Annotated in this window: 15 protein-coding genes; 2 read left to right on the forward strand and 13 right to left on the reverse strand. The window is 25.8% G+C overall.

From position 1 onward, the window contains the following. Positions 1–29 precede the first annotated feature (29 nt). From ACY1IQ_RS18940 to ACY1IQ_RS18965, 6 genes are all read right to left on the reverse strand, one after another. Positions 30–227, reverse strand: a complete 198-nt coding sequence (locus tag ACY1IQ_RS18940) for a CLC_0170 family protein (RefSeq protein WP_461615444.1) — start codon at positions 225–227, stop codon at positions 30–32. Positions 228–566: 339 nt separating this feature from the next. Beyond that, complete coding sequence (gene ispE, locus ACY1IQ_RS18945) at positions 567–1,409, reverse strand: 4-(cytidine 5'-diphospho)-2-C-methyl-D-erythritol kinase (RefSeq protein ID WP_461615445.1); 843 nt, start codon at positions 1,407–1,409, stop codon at positions 567–569. 199 nt (positions 1,410–1,608) lie between these two features. Continuing rightward, complete coding sequence (locus tag ACY1IQ_RS18950; protein ID WP_461615446.1) at positions 1,609–3,171, reverse strand: DUF3794 and LysM peptidoglycan-binding domain-containing protein; 1,563 nt, start codon at positions 3,169–3,171, stop codon at positions 1,609–1,611. Between the two features lie 439 nt (positions 3,172–3,610). Beyond that, positions 3,611–3,847, reverse strand: coding sequence for a Veg family protein (locus ACY1IQ_RS18955; RefSeq protein ID WP_039635127.1), 237 nt, complete (start codon positions 3,845–3,847; stop codon positions 3,611–3,613). A gap of 491 nt (positions 3,848–4,338) precedes the next feature. Continuing rightward, positions 4,339–5,244 (reverse strand): sporulation peptidase YabG, encoded by a 906-nt coding sequence (yabG, locus tag ACY1IQ_RS18960; RefSeq protein ID WP_461615447.1) that lies wholly within the window; start codon positions 5,242–5,244, stop codon positions 4,339–4,341. 253 nt (positions 5,245–5,497) lie between these two features. Then, positions 5,498–6,502, reverse strand: a complete 1,005-nt coding sequence (locus ACY1IQ_RS18965) for a CotS family spore coat protein (RefSeq protein WP_461615448.1) — start codon at positions 6,500–6,502, stop codon at positions 5,498–5,500. 535 nt (positions 6,503–7,037) lie between these two features. Here ACY1IQ_RS18965 and ACY1IQ_RS18970 point away from each other — a divergent pair. Continuing rightward, entirely contained in the window at positions 7,038–8,162 is a 1,125-nt protein-coding gene (locus ACY1IQ_RS18970; RefSeq protein WP_461615449.1) for a glycosyltransferase family 4 protein, read from the forward strand. Between the two features lie 128 nt (positions 8,163–8,290). Here ACY1IQ_RS18970 and ACY1IQ_RS18975 read toward each other — a convergent pair whose 3' ends face one another. The 5 genes from ACY1IQ_RS18975 to ACY1IQ_RS18995 all read right to left on the reverse strand — a co-directional run bounded on the left by ACY1IQ_RS18975 (position 8,291) and on the right by ACY1IQ_RS18995 (position 12,302). Next, positions 8,291–8,842, reverse strand: a complete 552-nt coding sequence (locus ACY1IQ_RS18975) for a hypothetical protein (protein ID WP_461615450.1) — start codon at positions 8,840–8,842, stop codon at positions 8,291–8,293. A 210-nt stretch (positions 8,843–9,052) separates the two neighbouring features. Further along, on the reverse strand, positions 9,053–10,090 hold the full coding sequence (locus ACY1IQ_RS18980; RefSeq protein ID WP_461615451.1) for a CotS family spore coat protein: 1,038 nt from the start codon (positions 10,088–10,090) through the stop codon (positions 9,053–9,055). Next, on the reverse strand, positions 10,087–10,866 hold the full coding sequence (locus ACY1IQ_RS18985) for a hypothetical protein (RefSeq protein WP_461615452.1): 780 nt from the start codon (positions 10,864–10,866) through the stop codon (positions 10,087–10,089). Before ACY1IQ_RS18985 ends, ACY1IQ_RS18980 begins: the two co-directional genes overlap by 4 nt. 10 nt (positions 10,867–10,876) lie before the next feature. Next, positions 10,877–11,110: a hypothetical protein gene (locus ACY1IQ_RS18990; protein ID WP_461615453.1), complete on the reverse strand. Its 234-nt coding sequence runs from the start codon at positions 11,108–11,110 to the stop codon at positions 10,877–10,879. A gap of 187 nt (positions 11,111–11,297) precedes the next feature. Next, positions 11,298–12,302 (reverse strand): CotS family spore coat protein, encoded by a 1,005-nt coding sequence (locus tag ACY1IQ_RS18995; protein ID WP_461615454.1) that lies wholly within the window; start codon positions 12,300–12,302, stop codon positions 11,298–11,300. A 337-nt stretch (positions 12,303–12,639) separates the two neighbouring features. On the opposite strand from ACY1IQ_RS18995, the gene ACY1IQ_RS19000 reads away from it, so the two are divergent. Next, a complete protein-coding gene (locus ACY1IQ_RS19000; protein ID WP_461615455.1) occupies positions 12,640–13,770 on the forward strand; it encodes a glycosyltransferase family 4 protein in 1,131 nt (376 codons plus the stop codon). A 666-nt stretch (positions 13,771–14,436) separates the two neighbouring features. Here ACY1IQ_RS19000 and ACY1IQ_RS19005 read toward each other — a convergent pair. Further along, complete coding sequence (locus ACY1IQ_RS19005; RefSeq protein ID WP_461615456.1) at positions 14,437–15,360, reverse strand: GNAT family N-acetyltransferase; 924 nt, start codon at positions 15,358–15,360, stop codon at positions 14,437–14,439. 353 nt (positions 15,361–15,713) lie between these two features. After that, positions 15,714–16,748: a 3'-5' exonuclease gene (locus ACY1IQ_RS19010; RefSeq protein ID WP_461615457.1), complete on the reverse strand. Its 1,035-nt coding sequence runs from the start codon at positions 16,746–16,748 to the stop codon at positions 15,714–15,716. Positions 16,749–16,792: the final 44 nt, after the last annotated feature.

The following is a 16,792-nucleotide window of genomic DNA, read 5'->3' on the forward strand; positions in this document are numbered from 1 at the left end:
TTTACCTTTCCTTTCACTACTTTTTTAATTTATAACTTATAAAACATTCTTATTAAGTATACAGATATCGCAAAAATTATAAGACCAAATCCTATATATTTTGCCTCTTTATAAGCTTTCATCTCATTATTATTCTTAAAATAAGCTGTATCAACAAATGCTACAATACCACCATTTAAAATACATAAAATTAATATATATATATCAAAAATTTCTAATATCTTCATAAAATACCCTCACTTTTGCATTTTTATGTAACCTTATTGTCTACAGTAAAGGAGAAAAATATACTTTTTCCAAACTATATAAACTCTCAAAAATTAGAAATAAAAAAAAATATGAACTTAGAAATTCATATTCTCAAGACTAGTTTTAAATTAATCTATAGGTATCTTCAAAGATATCTAGCCAGTATAATAGTACCTTTTGTGCTTTACAGAAAAAAATTATTCATATTAAAACTAGCATCTTATCTTATACAAACATTTGTTCCATCTTTGACTAACTATTTTAGATACCTTAAATAAAATCACTACAAAATAAAAACGTGACTAATAGCCACGTTTTTATATAGTTCTTGTTATAAAACATTCCTTATATTTAATTTTTAACTTTTCAAAACATCTTTGAGCTTTTAACATATCATCAAAAAAACCAAATACCGTAGGACCACTTCCACTCATCATTGATCCTAATGCACCTAATTTTATCATTTCTTCTTTTATATGTTTTAAAAAAGGATATTTTTTTATTGTAACATTTTCAAGTAAATTTCTCATATTTTTACTTACAAATTCTATATCATTATTTTCCATGGCAGAAATTAATCCTTCTGTATTAGGATGTTTAAATATTTTTTTTATATCTAAAGCTTTATAAACTTCCTTAGTAGAAACTCCAAAGTTAGGCTTAACTACAACTAATATATGATTATTGAAAGACTTTAATGGAGTTATAACTTCTCCTATACCTTCACATAGTGCAGTGCCACCTAAAATGCAGTATGGTACATCAGCACCTATTTTAAGTCCTAATTCCATAAGCTCCTCATCACTTACATCATTTCTGTATAAATCTCTCATAGCTTTTAAAGTTGCTGCAGCGTCAGCACTTCCCCCTGCCATCCCCGCAGCTACAGGTATATTTTTAGTAATATTTATTTTAATTCCTTCAGAAATTCTATATGTATTTTTAAATAACTCTGCTGATTTATAAACTAAGTTGTTGCTATCTACAGGAAGAAAATGCTTATTACATTTAATATGTATTCCATCATCACACTTTTCAAACTCCAACTCATCATATATATCTATATTCTGCATTATCATTTTTAATAAATGATATCCATCGTCTCTTTTCCCTACTATATCTAAGGATATATTTATCTTTCCATAAGCTTTAATCTTCATCTAATTCACCACCATAAAAAATATTTCTCATTAGTATAGTATAATAATTATAACAGATATATAAGCTTTTTTTAAAGAGTTAGTAAGTTTTTGATTATACAATTTTATCCAAAAATATAAATTAAAAATTATTACATTTAATTTTTTATTCTTAAAAACATAAAATAAAGCTGCAAGGATAACCCCTTGCAACTTTGTTTTACATTACTGCTCTACCTGGTATAATCAATTTATCCATAGGTTTAATATCATTTTCTTCTTGTAATTCATTAATCTTCATGACCTCTTCCTTAGTTGTATAATATTTTTTAGCTATTTGCCACAAAGTATCCCCTGGTTGAACTACATAAATAGTTATACTAGCTTTCTTATCAGGCATTTCCCCTTCTATTGGCATCATCTCTGTCAAGAATTTTTTCTTAACTGTATATAGTACCTTACAGTAATTCCTAACTATTGCTCTTATACAAATGTTACCTGCTTCAATGCTTGCCTCTAACATCTCAAGATACATTTTACATATAGCATTCATATCTATCTTAGCACCATTTACATCCGTAGTTGTAGTAAATGGTATCTCATCACTTACAGAAGCCACATAATCTTTTTCATCATTAGTAGAATATAATACATCTACCTTAAGTACTCCATCTAAAGCCACTTTATCTTCCATAATTTTTTTATCAGTAATATTAACAGTACCTGTAGCCATTATAATCCTATTAGGCCTCGGTATATCATTATCTAATTCAATATCACCTTTAACTAATGTCTCGTTTCCAACATTTCCTTGAACTACGTTCATATCAAAATCTTGATTTTCCATTTTAATTATTTTACTTGGAGAATAAGCGTCTTCTATCATTTCGATTTCGTCTTTACTCATAACATTAGTAGTAGTTTTAACTAAAAATTCTACTTCTAATATCCTATTTTCTCCCATATCATCTTCCTTAACTTCACATTCAATTGGATGAATTAAAAAGTCTGTATTATGTTCCATTCTTTGTGATATTTTTTCTACGTCTAATTCCTTCGTTAATAATACATTTTCACTTACACATATAAGCTCTCTAGAATTTTTAGCTTTATATAAGACTTGAACATTAGCAACAGCTTCTATATGAATTCCACCATCATAAAGTCTAATATCTTTTTTTCCTAATGTAATAAAGCATTTAACTATTCTACCTATCTCAGGCTTATCCATATCTATCTTAAAATCAGTTTTACCTATAATTTCTCCTTGGAATTGTCCTACAACCTTATCTACTATCATAGGATTTTTTAAGAATTGAATGTCATTATTGCTATCAACATGCTTAACTATTTCAAAGCTATTTTTTTTAATAATTTCGCATTCAACATTCATAACACCTTGAATACAAATTTTTCTCTCATTAACTATTATACAATGAATATGTTCCATATCTGCCTTTGCTTCGCAGAGCATATCATCTGTTGCATCTGGAGCATCAAGATTAGTATTAAATTTAGTATTATAAGTAATTGCATGAGCTTCAGTATTTTCATCTTCCTTAGCCATATATAAAACATTAAACTGAATTTGGCCTTCTACTACTACTTTTCCATTCATTACTTCTTTATTAGTAACTAACGGTGTTGCATCAAGCATCAATATTTCAGTTACATCTGGAAGAGTATCTGGTACTACGTATTCTTCTTTTATAACTATATCTTGAGATTTTTCACCTAACGATTGTTCATAGTCTATATTGTCTTTAACTAGATTCAAATCCATAACTTAATCCCTCCTATAAATACCTACTAATAATTTATATATATCTCTCAATAAAAATATGACTGAAATACAAAACAATAAATTCTCATTTTCGTCATATTATGATAGTTTAAATATTTTTTTTAATTTTTTTTATTCTTTTTGTTGACATTTGTCGATATTTGTTCTATTATAAAGATGGTTATTGACCATATAACCTCTCATAAATTCTCAATACCCTTTTATACCATAGCTGAAAGATGGATACCCCATCTTTCATTTTTTTATTTAGAGATAAAATTTAATTTGTTTATATTAACATGTCCTAAAATAAGATAACTACTCAAATATATATTAGATGTACAATAATAAATATAATTTAAAATCTAATCTAATTAACATAAAAAAAGAAAAACGATACATAAAATTTGTATCGTTTTTCTTTATTTATGTCTAAACCTTATCCAGCAAATACTAATTGAACAGTCTTTGTTAGTACATCCGAATAACTGTATGTAACAGTCCTCTGAGATCCGTTTTCCAATCTGATGACAAAAATACTATCATAAGTTTTTTCTAAAATACCATCATTTATTAGTATTTTTCTTCTGCCACCATTAGCTTTTAATGTTACCTTCTCGCCAACATGACGTTCAATATCTTTTTTAATTGAAGTCAGTACATCCCTTCTTTGCATGGTAAACACCTTCTTTCATCTTATATTATACGCCCAAATTATATTTATGTCAAAATAAAACTTATAATTTTATCACTTTTAATTAATCGTTGTCAATAATAATTATACGGGAAATTCTTTGATAATTTTATAACTAAATTATATTTGCTAAGGATTGGTTGAATTTTCATGTGTTTTTAAATATGAACTCACTTGTGTAACTTTAGTATGGCTGTATTTGAAGATTACTATACTTATATAATTTTTATTCTTAAATTATTAACAATTAGCAAAGTTTATTTAAAAGTTTTTTTAATATAGAAACTAAAGATAACATCATAAATAAAAATTGAAAATGAAAGATCTATAGATATTCCTTCAATAATCAACTATCATTTCATTAAAGTTATTTAGTAATTTCTTAGAAAAAAGAAAAGTGACTAAGTCACTTTTCTGAAAATAAATTTATGGCATAAAAATTATTTTTGACTTTTAGGTATTATTTTTTTTAATTATCTTATATATTGAGACTTAGGAAATCCTTCTCTATATTTTCCTCTAGTTTGAAGCCCTCCGACTCCTTTTATCCCTGTTATACTATTTTGAACTGCATCCTGAATATCTACTATAGTGTCGATACTTGTATAAGCTATCTTTTCACATATAAGCACGGGATCTAAACAATGAATTAAAACTCTATTAGGCGAGCTAGCAAAGTTTGCTCCTGCATCTAAAAGTGCTTCATAACATGATTGACAAGCCCCTGCAAAAATAACTAAGTCATCATAATTTGATTTATATTCTCTTAATCTGGATACACACTCTACAAAGTTTCTAGAATTTCTATAGTTATCTAGATTCATATAATCTGTTACACCCTTTGTCATACCATCATGACCTGTAATAACAACTATATCTGGATTTACTTCTTTAACTACATCCAATATCTTACTTGGTTGTTCCTTTTCATTTATTATTCTACCTACAGCATCTATTGAAAGTTGTTTGTAGGTCTTAAGGCATACTTGAAGATAATTAGGATCTCCATCTACATGAAGCACTTTACCTGGTCTTCCAAAAAATAACTCTCTATTTTGTAGTCCAGTTTTTTCTCTTCTTACATAATCATAATAAGATTTATCTAATACTTCAGCAGCTTCACCTCTATAATTGGAAGTTCTAGATAGCAATATTTTTTTAATAGAGGAATTTATTTTTTTATTAAAAACTTTATCTATTTCTCCTAATCTATCTCTAGATACAGGTTCCAAGTCATCTTTGGAACAATCTGCCTCAATTCTTATGTTTAATCCTTTTAATACATAAACCTCTTTTCCGTTCTCTTCCTTAATATCTATAATTTTAAAAGCTATATCTCCATCATAAGACTTTCTTACTACAATATCTCCTATTTTCATACATAATCCTCTCCATATAACTAGCTATAATAATATGATATGAAAATGCCAAATTAAGGTGATAGATTTAAAAATAGCCAGATAGTATATCCTCTGTTTTCCCTTATATTGGATGGAAATTTATTCATTTTTCTAACACAAAATATGTTACCTTCTTTGAGTAATTCTTTTCTATCTTATGTCTAACACATAAATAAATTAAAGCTATGTAATTAATGCAATTACATAACTTTAATTAACTACAATGGATAAATTATTCCAAATTATAAATATTACTAAATTCTCTAATAAATGTTGTGAATCTTTCCTGTTCAGAGATTAACTCCTCCATCTTCTTGTTAAAGGTGTTTTGAATCCAATTTACTTCGTTATAATAATATCTATTGCATAATCTCCAATAACGCTGAGGAAATAATAAAAATGAATATAAAACTTTATATTCTTCTTTTGTAAGTGGACTTATACTATTGTATGCCTCTATTATTAAATTAGCATATTTAATATCCCACTCTCTTCTTTTTAGCACCTTAATTAAAAAGTTTGATATGTCATAAACCCGTACTTCTCTCTTACAATAATCAAAGTCAATAACATTAACTTCATTATTATCATTAATTATTATGTTATGATATGTGTAATCATGATGACAAAAACTTTTACTCTCCTCTGTTTGTCTACAAATTTCAAAGTAATCAGAAGAGTTAAGATTATCTAAGGCTTTTTTACTTAAATCTTTATAATAGTCTACAGTCTTTAAATAGTTAATATCAAATTCATATTTATGATTTTTCTTTTTCCTCACCATTTCCTTCATCTTATCAAAGGATCTAATTCTTTTTTCAATAAGATGTGGCCATCTTCCTAAATCTGATTTCAATTTACTATTCTCAGGTGGTTCGTATCCTTTAGAAGCGATATGCATATATGCTAAATTTTTTGCTGCTATAACTAAGTCGTCATCATTATAAAAGTCGCACTCTCTACCATCAATCCACTGAGATAAAGTATAAATATCTTCATTTACCAGTGCATAAGGATTCCCTTCTTTATTTAAAAAATACCTATCTATATTTAGAAATCCACTTTTATATAAGTGCTCTTTTGCACCATATACAAATAATAACTTTTGAGTGCCATAATTAATTTTTTTAAGGCATTTTGCGCCATCATCGGTCTTTAAGAAGTACACACCTTTATTAGGTTTTATACTCTCTATTTTAATATCAAATTGACGCTCAATCTCAAATTCTCTCATCATAGTTAACACCTCCCCTATAATTTATATGTATTTATATATGCGTTTAGAATATGATTATAGGAACTTCTCAGTTATACAATTGAGAAGTGACGATCGACAATGGAGAATTTTTGAAGAAATTAATTTATAAAATTAATTTCAACTATAATTGTCAATTTTGCATTCTCAATTCTCCATTGATTAAACTGTTCCCCAGAGGTGGAAAACTAGCAATCGTACTGCTAGTAAAAAACAATTAGAGAAATAGTTTGATTAAAACTAATTTCCTCCTCAATTGTGCATTGTGAATTGTAAATTATGCATTGTCTTAAGTTTTTCATTGCCTAAAGTTATGAACTAAAATACTTAAATAAACAACTATGTTAGTTTATATAGTTATCGTATTAAATAGTATATGTTTGCTATAAGTCTAATATTAATATTTGTTATATATCTTATGTGACCATAACATATTTTTCTATACCTAATTAATATAATTTATTAATAGTAACTTTTCTAAAGGTATCCGAAAAAAGTATGTTTAAGGAGTTTTAATATGAAAATTGGAATAGATGCAAGAGCAGCTAAATGGTATAGAGGAACAGGTATTGGTACGTATACTTATCAATTGATAAATTCATTAAATAAAGTAGACTTCATAAATGAATATTTATTGTTTACTGCTGAAAATTATAATAGTCAAATAGATTTTAAAAATAATTTTTTTCTTTCTCCTATTAAAGAAAGTAAATCTTCTAACTTTTGGGATGAAGTTAATATACCTAATATATTAAATGGAAAAGATATAGATATTTATCATGTTCCTCAAAATGGAGTAGGGCTTCCTATTGAGAAAAAGTGTCCTTTTATTATAACTCTTCATGACACTATTCCTATTCATATGCCTGAAACTGTAGGTGATAGATATTTAGAAATATTTACAACTAAAATGAAATCCATTGTAGATAACTCTGATGGTATAATTACTGTTTCGGAGTTTTCTAAAGAAGATATATCTAAAGATTTTAATTATCCTAAAGAAAGAATTTTTGTAACTTATCTTGCTAGTGAAAATATATATAAACCTATAAACAAAGTTATAGCAAGTTCTATCTTAAAAAAGCAGTATTCTCTCCCTAATAACTATATTTTATATGTAGGTGGCTTTAGTCCTAGAAAAAATATTTTAGGTCTTATAAAGGCATATAGTAAATTACCTAAAAATATAAGAGAATCTCATAATTTAGTTATCGCAGGCAATAAAGGTAAATCTTATGAACTGTACAAAAAATGTGCTGAAGAATATAACGTAGATAATTATGTTATATTCCCTGGATTTATTTCTATGGAATACATGCCTTATTTATATAATTCTGCTTCACTATTTGTTTATCCATCATTTTATGAGGGCTTTGGTTTACCACCTATAGAGGCTATGGCTTGTGGAATTCCTGTGATAACCTCAAATGTAACTTCTATACCTGAAATAGTAGGAGATGCAGCAGTATTATTTAATCCTAATGACATTGATGAGCTGAGTAGTAAATTATATGAGGTCTTAATGGATGAAAATATTAAACAGGAGCTTATTCATAAGGGCTTTATAAAAAATAACTTCTTGTCTTGGAAAAAAACAGCCTTAGATACTTTAAAAGCTTATAAAACAATACTTTCACTATAATAAATTATTAAAATAATTTTTTTAGATTATTTTAGAATTGCATAAAAAAGCTGCTTTAGAATTAATTTAAAAATTTAACTCTAAAGCAGTTCTTATTTATATTCAGTTTTGAACTTATTGTAAATTTTTTAACGTTTATTTGAAATTTGTCTTTTATTAAAATCTTCCCAACACCACTTAATTGGAGTTGGATTTTCTATCACTATTATTGATTGAAAATAATCTGTAGTTACACCTTTATTAGTTTCAAAAAGCTTTTTATCTACATGTAAGGTCTCATGACCTTCATATACATCAGAAAATGAAAAACACTCTTTAAAAATTTTCTTTTTATATGGACTTCTTTTATTATCTAATACAATTATTTTGCTCCCCTTTTCCATATCAGCTTCTTTTAAAGTATTTTTTAAATCTGTGGTAATGCTATAAAAATACTTTGGTCTCAACCAACCATAATCATAACATTGTCCTTCTTTATATATTATATTTATACTATATACTTTATCTTTTATATCTTCCCATATTAAATCTAAGTCATTATTATCATTAATATCATTAAGCTTTAAATCTCTACTATTTTTCTTAGTATACTCAATATTATTCATAGGACGATTATAAAAAATAACTACTCCTACTAAAACACATAAAAAACATATAATAAGTACAATTTTTTTCTTCAAATATCTCACTCCTTAATTTTTTATTTCAAATATTTAAACTGAATTGAGTATACTTTGGCTTATAAAATGGATTTGTAATTAATTTTGATAACTTTGCTACTGGTGGAATATTTACGATGATTCTTTTAGAAGTCCTTCTTTCTGAAATGCTATTATATGCTTACATTATAAAAAGAATAGCTATAACCTCATCATAGCTATTCTTTTATGTTAATATTTTACATTATAATAATTTTTAAATTGCTCTAAGAACGCTCTTCTCTCCTCTTGATATTCTAGTTTTCTTTTGAGTTTAAATAAAAATACGTCTTCTGTCCATAATTTTTTTCTTTTATAGTAATTCTTACTTACACTATAAAAATCCTCTGGAAAATATAACATTCCATATAATACTTCTAATTCTCTATTATCAAGACTTATATTTTCTTCATAACAATTTATTATATTACGTGCTTTTTCAAAATCAAAGGCAAAATTCTTAATTACTTTATTTATAAAATTACAGAGGTCGTGGACTCTTAAATCTATAATTGCATAGTCAAAATCTATAAAATAAACATCATCATCTTTGATTAATATATTATGATATGCTAAGTCATGATGGCATAAAACTATTTTATCTTCTTCGCTGCAAAGTTTTAAATATGGAGATGAGTTTAAAATTTTTATACTTTTATCCATTTCCTCTATATAATAATCTACATTTTTTATAAAAACTTCATCAAATTCTTTTTTATTTTCATAAGTTTTAACTAAGTTCTTAAAAATTAAAAGTTCTTCTTTTTTTCTAGCTAAATTATCGATTAGAGTTCCTACCATGTATCTATAAGTATTTTCTTTATATCTAAAGCCTTCAGATGACAAATGAAGCTTAGAAAGTGCCCTAGATGCCATACTAACCTCTATGGGATTATTAAATTCGCATTCTCTTCCTTCAATTAAGTTCATAACTACATAATAGTCATTATAATGTTTAGTATATATTTCACCTTTTTTGTTCTTTTCAAAGCTAAAAGTATTCTTAAAATTATTATTTTCTATATACTTAATAGCACTATCTATAAATTCTAGATGATTTAAATCATAATCTAACTTCTTTAATATTTTATTTCCCTTATTAGTGGAAATTATAAATAGCTTTCTAATCGGTATTATATCATTGACCTTATAATTATATTTTTTAAAAAGTCCTATGTCTAAATCATATTTACACAAAAAGTCTTTATCTCTAAATCTTCCCTCTATCATTGCTCCACCTCACCTATTAGGGAAAAACCATCCTCCTCCATAGCCTTTATTAATTTGTTACTATATTCTTTATCACTCCAATTTTTTTTGTTTTTTCTATACTTATCATATATTTTCATAAATTCATGAGGATATGATAGCATTGCTAATATAAATCTTTCACTGTTATTATCCAGCTTTTCTAATTCGCAAAATTTCTTAACATGTTTTTTCCAATTTAAGTTTGCACCTTTTCTTTTAAGCTTAGATAATAAGTAATAGGCATCCATCTCAACCATATTATAGGCTATGTCGTAAAAATTAACTATTTCTAAAGTTTCTCCCTTATCTAAATTATCAAATCCTACATCACTTAGACATACCTCAACATTTTTCATACTTCTTGAAATTAAGTCCATATAATTTGAACTATAAATATAATTCATGCATTCTTCCGCTCTTTTTAAATATTTATCGCCATTAACCATCATTAATTTCTCAAATTCATTCTTAGACCCAACTTCTTTTATCGTTTCCATATACTTAGAAAATCTCTTTATTTGTACTTTATATTCTTCAACTAGTTTACAAGTGTCATTATTTATTCTTCTTTTTAAATAACCATTAAAACCACAAGATTTAGCATGAAATTCAGAAATTAATTGTAGTTGATTAGCTACCCTTTCATCTAAACCGCTCTTGCTCAATGATTTATTATCTTTCAATATAAAATCTATCTTTTTAATCCCTTTTTCTTTTAGATATTCTCCAAAAGTATCATAGAAAAATTTTCTCATAGCACCACCCCTACTTGTGCTTTCTTTTTAGCCTTCTAGCCATTTTATTTAATATTTCTTGCTTCTCTTGTTCCAGTTCTTGAAGCTTCTTTTGTCTCTTCTTAATTTTTTTAAGTTCCTTAATATGCTCCTCCATTTGTCTTAACTTCTCATCATAGTCATCCACTGTTTTTAGTACATCATCCTCTTCATAATCTCTTTCATAGTTTTCTATTCTGTTTTCTTCATCTTTTTTATATGACATAACACCCCTCCATTTAAAATGATAAGCTTAGGCATCTGAAAGAAAATAATAAACTAAAGATGTTAGTATATTTTATATCAGGCAAGGCGTCAGGTTCTGTTCATAGTGCTTCTATGGACAGGTTCTGACAACGCAGTATGATGAAAAATAGGCTAACATACTGGTTTATTATTTTTTTGAAGATGCCTTAGATTATGAGATTTCTAAAACTCTCTATAAACTCTTGTTTTTCTTCTCTATCATCACAGAAAAATTTTAATTTTTTTAGAAAAAATTCTTCTCCCCATGGTTTTTCCTCCCAATAATATTGAATACCCCTTTGCCAATAATCTTGAGGAAATTCCATAAATGCTGCCATTATAGGAATATCATCTTGATCTAATCTATGAGTCTCCATGTAAGCATCTAGAATCTCCCTAGCACTATCCAATTCCCATTTATTATATTTCATCTTCCTAATTAAAAGACTACTTAAATCATGAAGATAAGAATCTAATATACAATAATCAAAGTCTATGATATTTATATCTCCGTTATGATTAATCAATACATTATGATGAGCATAATCATGATGACAAAATCCTTTATTGCAAACATGACCTTGCATTTTTTCTATATATTTACTGTTCAAAAGATTTTTTATACTGTTATCACATCTTTTTAATTCTTCTTCCATAATGCTTAGATAAGTCAAATCAAATTGGGATTTACATTCTTTCTTATCAATTCTTCTCTTAAAATCTAAAATTTCGTTTTTTCTTATCTTGTAAGTTTCTATCCATCTAAACCAGCCAATTCTAGGTTGCATATTTGGTTTTATAATAAAATTTTCACTTTTACTATGAAGCTCTCCCAATTTTTTAGCCGCATTTTTAACATCAAAAGGATTATCATAATTACTTTCTCTTGCATTTATCCACGGAGTCAGATAAGCATAATTGTCATATACCTTAATATAATCTAATCCATCTATAGTTTTAATTATTTCAGGAACATAATTAAAATCATTGTTTTGAAGATGTTTAATTGCCCCCAATATAAATAAAAAATGCTCAAATTCATAACCTATGACTTTTAAGCAATAGATATTATAAGGAGTTTCCACTCTATATACACTTTTATTTTTTTCTACATAAGTTATATCAAGATTATAGTTCTCTTTAACTAATTGGCTAATAGTAGAAAGGTTCAAAAATCTCCCTCCAAAACAGTCTTCTATTTGTAATATATGAAAAGTATTTGTAATGTGTGTTTTAATTTGTAAAGTTTGTAACATATATTTTTAATTAAACTAATATAGTAATATATAGTTTTAGTTTATTATTCCTTTATAGTAATACTATTTTTAAACTTAATAATGTAGTAGAATAACTGTAATTTTTTAGCATTTTATTATCATCTATCACACTAAAAATTATTATTACTATTGAGATATATTTATAGTTATGAATTATCCATTTTCATTGTTAAATTAATTACTATAAAGAAAAATGTTGTTAATTTATATTAATTATAAGGGGTGAAATTCTATGAGGATTGCAATTGATGCTAGGGGTATCAATTGGTATGCAGGAACAGGAATTGGTACTTATACAGAGAATGTTCTAAAAAATCTACTCAATATAGATAGAAGTAATTATTATCATATTTATTGGTCTGGAGAAGACTATGAAAAGTTTGAGAAAAATAATAGTAAAATAGTAATGGCATCAAAAAAATATCATAGATTTTTTCAAGATCATTATTTTCCTTATAATATGAAATCTGAAGATATTGACATATATCATATCCCCCAAAATGGTATAGGACTAAATTCTTCTATACATTGCAAGAAAATAGTTACTATACATGATTTAATACCTTATATTATGCCTGAAACTGTAGGTAGAGGATATTTACTAAAATTTTTAAAAGAAATGCCTACCATTATAGAGCAAGTTCACGGTATAATTACTGTTTCTGAGTACAGTAAAAAAGATATATTAAAATTTTTTCCTATAGATGAAAATAAAATTTTTGTAACCCCTTTAGCTGCAGATATAAAATACAAGCCTCTAAATAAAGAGATTTGCAAAGAGTTTATTAGTAGAAAATATAATATAGACAAACCTTTTATATTATATTTAGGTGGATTTAGTGAAAGAAAAAATGTACACTCTCTAATTTCAGCTTTTACAAAAATATATAAAGATTTAGATAAAGAATTTAGTCTTGTAATTGTAGGTTCTTATAAAGATGCTTCTCAAGAATTGGTAAAGCTTAGAGATAAGTTAAATATGACAGATAAAATATTATTTACAGGTTTTGCCGATGAAGAAGATCTCCCCTTTTATTATAATGCCTGTGAAGCTTTTGTTTACCCTTCTTTTTATGAAGGTTTTGGACTTCCTCCATTAGAAGCTATGAATTGTGGTACTCCAGTTATAACTTCTAATGTAACATCTATACCTGAAGTAGTAGGTGACAGTGGTATGCTCGTAAATCCTCACAGTATAGATGAACTTTCTAATGCCATAGGTGAAATGCTCTCAAATGAAAATTTAAGAACACATTATGGAAATAGTGGCTATGAAAGAGCGCAATTATATTCTTGGGAAAATACAGCTAAAAACACGTTAAATGTATACAACGAGATTTACTCTAAAGTAGATATATACTAGATTTTCTCTTAAACTATTTTATTGTCCTGTTAATAAAATATAAGTTTTCCCTAAAAACATAAAAATAAAAGTGTAACAAACTACATTACACTTTTATTTTTAGCCTAAAATTAGTATTAAAATATATTCCAAGAATTTATGCCTAGTTATTAATTTAAGCATCTAAAAAATTTTGTTCTTACTGTATAACATCTTTCATATAACTTAATGTTAGTGGGCTCTATTATATATAGATATACTTATCCTAAATCTAATACATAGCTCAATATAACTAAATCCTTAAGCATTCTAATTCACAATGCAAAATTCATAATTAAGGTGGAAATTATTTTTAATCAATTCTAAATTTCTCAGTTACCACTGAGAAATATCCATAATTGTGAATTGTGATCTGTGAATTGTGAATTTAATAGTTTCAACTATAATGCTAAGAAATAACAATTATTTTCACATATATATTAATTTTAGAGTTGGTATATCTATATTAGTTCCTATAACATAGTATAATACAAAATTTACTAAAATATTAGTATATTATTTTTATTAAGATGCTTCATTAATATATTCTTAGCATATCATGGCTGAAAGTTTTTATCTATATTACTATTGTACATCAAAGGATACAAAAAAATCACATTTCTTTATCGCTTTACTTAATTTATAACTTTATATCTTATCAATATGTTTTTCCACTTTCTTCTCAAACCATTTAGAAAAAATTAGTTCTTCCTTAAATTCATATTTATCATAAAAATTGTAAGCTACTTCGTTTGAACTTACAACTAAAAGCTTAATTGCTCTTACATTTCTCTTTTTTAATAATTGAATAGATTTGTTAATTATAGCCTTTCCTATTCCATTTTTTCTAAAGCTACTTAATACTCCAATATTATCAATCCAGCCTTCATTATCTATATCCGCTAACATATAGATTCCCGCATTAACACCATTCTCTTTAACTATACCTATAAGTTCTTCATTTCCCTTATACTGATGAATAAAATTTTCTACCTCTTCCTCACTTAAAGTTCCAGCATTAGGAATACCTTTAAATGCTTCATTGTGAATTATTCTAAATTCACTAATATTATTCTCTGTCAAAGGAATAAATTCTACTTCTATATTACTTTGCAACTGTGATAATTTATCAAAATCATACTTCATAATGATGGCATCATGAATATATTTAAAATTATAGATTTCTATATAAGGTGATAAATACATGATTTTATTTCTAATACCTAAAATTATTCTCTTACTAAAAGCCTTATTACAAGTTTTTTCTGCTTTACTCATTAATAAAGATAATATATTAGGATTTTTCTGTAATGTTTTTTCCTCTATGTAAGTATCAGTAATATATCCATCTCCAGAGATTTTAATCTCTCTTGTTATGGCAGATATTGCCCCTTTTATATCTCCATCTTCAAAGATAATAAAAACATGCTTTCCGTAATTAAAAACCTCACTTTCAAAAAGTTTTATCATATCTTCAAGAGTTCTATTATAATTTTCATCTAAATTAATTATAAAATTGTACAAATCTTCTCTATTCTTATCATATAATTCATCAAAAGTTAGTATTTTCATTATTTCCTCCCAGTAAGAGATAAAATTTAACACTTATATTATATCATTAAATTTTAGATAATTATAAACTATAGAAATATAATATGAAAATTTAAAATATACTATGGAAAATAATTTTTTTATAAAAATAGCCTAACCTCTTAAAAATTATAAGATGAAATTCACTGTTAGTGAATTTCTAAAATAGAGCTTGTTCTAAAAAGCTCCAAAGACATTAATGGTGGAGTTTTAATTATAATTCGTATCTTTCATCCTTAATTTTTACTAAATATATAAATCTTAATTAGCTACTTTTCATTAAAACTTACAAATAATTAATAGTGAAGAATTAAGAAAAATTTAATTCTTTACTATTAATTATTACTTTTTATAGATTCTTTATTTTTTAACTCTTCCCTAAATTTCATATATACCTTACCTAGATTCAAAGCATCATCAAGGGCATTATGTTGCTGACCTTCAAATTGAATATCATATGCTTTCAGAGCATTTATTAATGAAATTTGAGTCTTACTATTTAAGTGCCTGGTTAAAACAGCTTGAAAATTACCATAATTATCTATCATTTTATTTATGATTGAAAGATCGCATTTATTTAATCTTACATCTCTTTTTAAAGCTCTTATATCATCATTTCCCCAACTTATAAAAATTACATCATCTTCTCCCACCCATTTTTCGAATCTAGAAAAAACTTTTATAAAATAGTCTGCATTATCTATTTCCTTTTGGTCTATATTTGTTAATGTTTTGCAACGATCACTTAAAACCGAATTAAAAGATGGTTTTATATAAGAGTAAAATACTTTATTATTATTGTTACTATATCTTACTGCTCCAATTGAAATTATTTCATTATTTACACCTTCAACATTGGTACAATTCATTTCAAAATCAAAAAATATAATATCTAAATTATTGTTTTCTAATATTTTATTTATATTTTTAGTATCATTATTTTCTTTATTTTTTCTTTTTAAATCCTTTATTTTTTTATTATTACCATAAAACTCTTTCAAAAACTTATACAGTTCTTTACTATTATTCTTATTAAAAACCAATTCCCAATTTCTATGCCATTGTAATTTTAAAGCTATTTTAGATAATTTTTTTATACTACATTTATTTTCCTTGAATCCATTTAAAATTTCACTTATTTTATCTAATACTGCCTTAGAATCAGTATTAATATAAACTTTATCGTCAGAAGTTATCTTGCCTTTTATCTCTAATCTTTCAATTTCCGCCATTAAACATTTTAAGCATTTTATATGTGCTTCTCTTAAATCTTCAGCAATAAAATTTTCTCTCGATTTGAATATTAGTTTTTTTTCATTAATAATCAAAAATAATCCTTTACTATTACCATTATCAGCATTAAACTTCATGCTGTAATAACATATAATATGCCTCTGCTGATTTTCCAACTATT

It is taken from the genome of Clostridium sp. Marseille-QA1073 (genome assembly GCF_054863625.1).

What these genes read in the sequence shown, in the direction of transcription:
- ACY1IQ_RS18965 (WP_461615448.1), bottom strand. Translation starts at nt 6,502, where the DNA reads ATGATGAGAGAATTTGAGATTGAGCGTCAATTTGATATTAAAATAGAG.
- ACY1IQ_RS18940 (WP_461615444.1), bottom strand. Translation starts at nt 227, where the DNA reads ATGAAGATATTAGAAATTTTTGATATATATATATTAATTTTATGTATT.
- yabG (WP_461615447.1), bottom strand. Translation starts at nt 5,244, where the DNA reads ATGAAAATAGGAGATATTGTAGTAAGAAAGTCTTATGATGGAGATATA.
- ACY1IQ_RS18990 (WP_461615453.1), bottom strand. Translation starts at nt 11,110, where the DNA reads ATGTCATATAAAAAAGATGAAGAAAACAGAATAGAAAACTATGAAAGA.
- ispE (WP_461615445.1), bottom strand. Translation starts at nt 1,409, where the DNA reads ATGAAGATTAAAGCTTATGGAAAGATAAATATATCCTTAGATATAGTA.
- ACY1IQ_RS18985 (WP_461615452.1), bottom strand. Translation starts at nt 10,866, where the DNA reads ATGAGAAAATTTTTCTATGATACTTTTGGAGAATATCTAAAAGAAAAA.
- ACY1IQ_RS18970 (WP_461615449.1), top strand. Translation starts at nt 7,038, where the DNA reads ATGAAAATTGGAATAGATGCAAGAGCAGCTAAATGGTATAGAGGAACA.
- ACY1IQ_RS19000 (WP_461615455.1), top strand. Translation starts at nt 12,640, where the DNA reads ATGAGGATTGCAATTGATGCTAGGGGTATCAATTGGTATGCAGGAACA.
- ACY1IQ_RS18950 (WP_461615446.1), bottom strand. Translation starts at nt 3,171, where the DNA reads ATGGATTTGAATCTAGTTAAAGACAATATAGACTATGAACAATCGTTA.
- ACY1IQ_RS18955 (WP_039635127.1), bottom strand. Translation starts at nt 3,847, where the DNA reads ATGCAAAGAAGGGATGTACTGACTTCAATTAAAAAAGATATTGAACGT.
- ACY1IQ_RS19010 (WP_461615457.1), bottom strand. Translation starts at nt 16,748, where the DNA reads ATGAAGTTTAATGCTGATAATGGTAATAGTAAAGGATTATTTTTGATT.
- ACY1IQ_RS19005 (WP_461615456.1), bottom strand. Translation starts at nt 15,360, where the DNA reads ATGAAAATACTAACTTTTGATGAATTATATGATAAGAATAGAGAAGAT.
- ACY1IQ_RS18980 (WP_461615451.1), bottom strand. Translation starts at nt 10,090, where the DNA reads ATGATAGAGGGAAGATTTAGAGATAAAGACTTTTTGTGTAAATATGAT.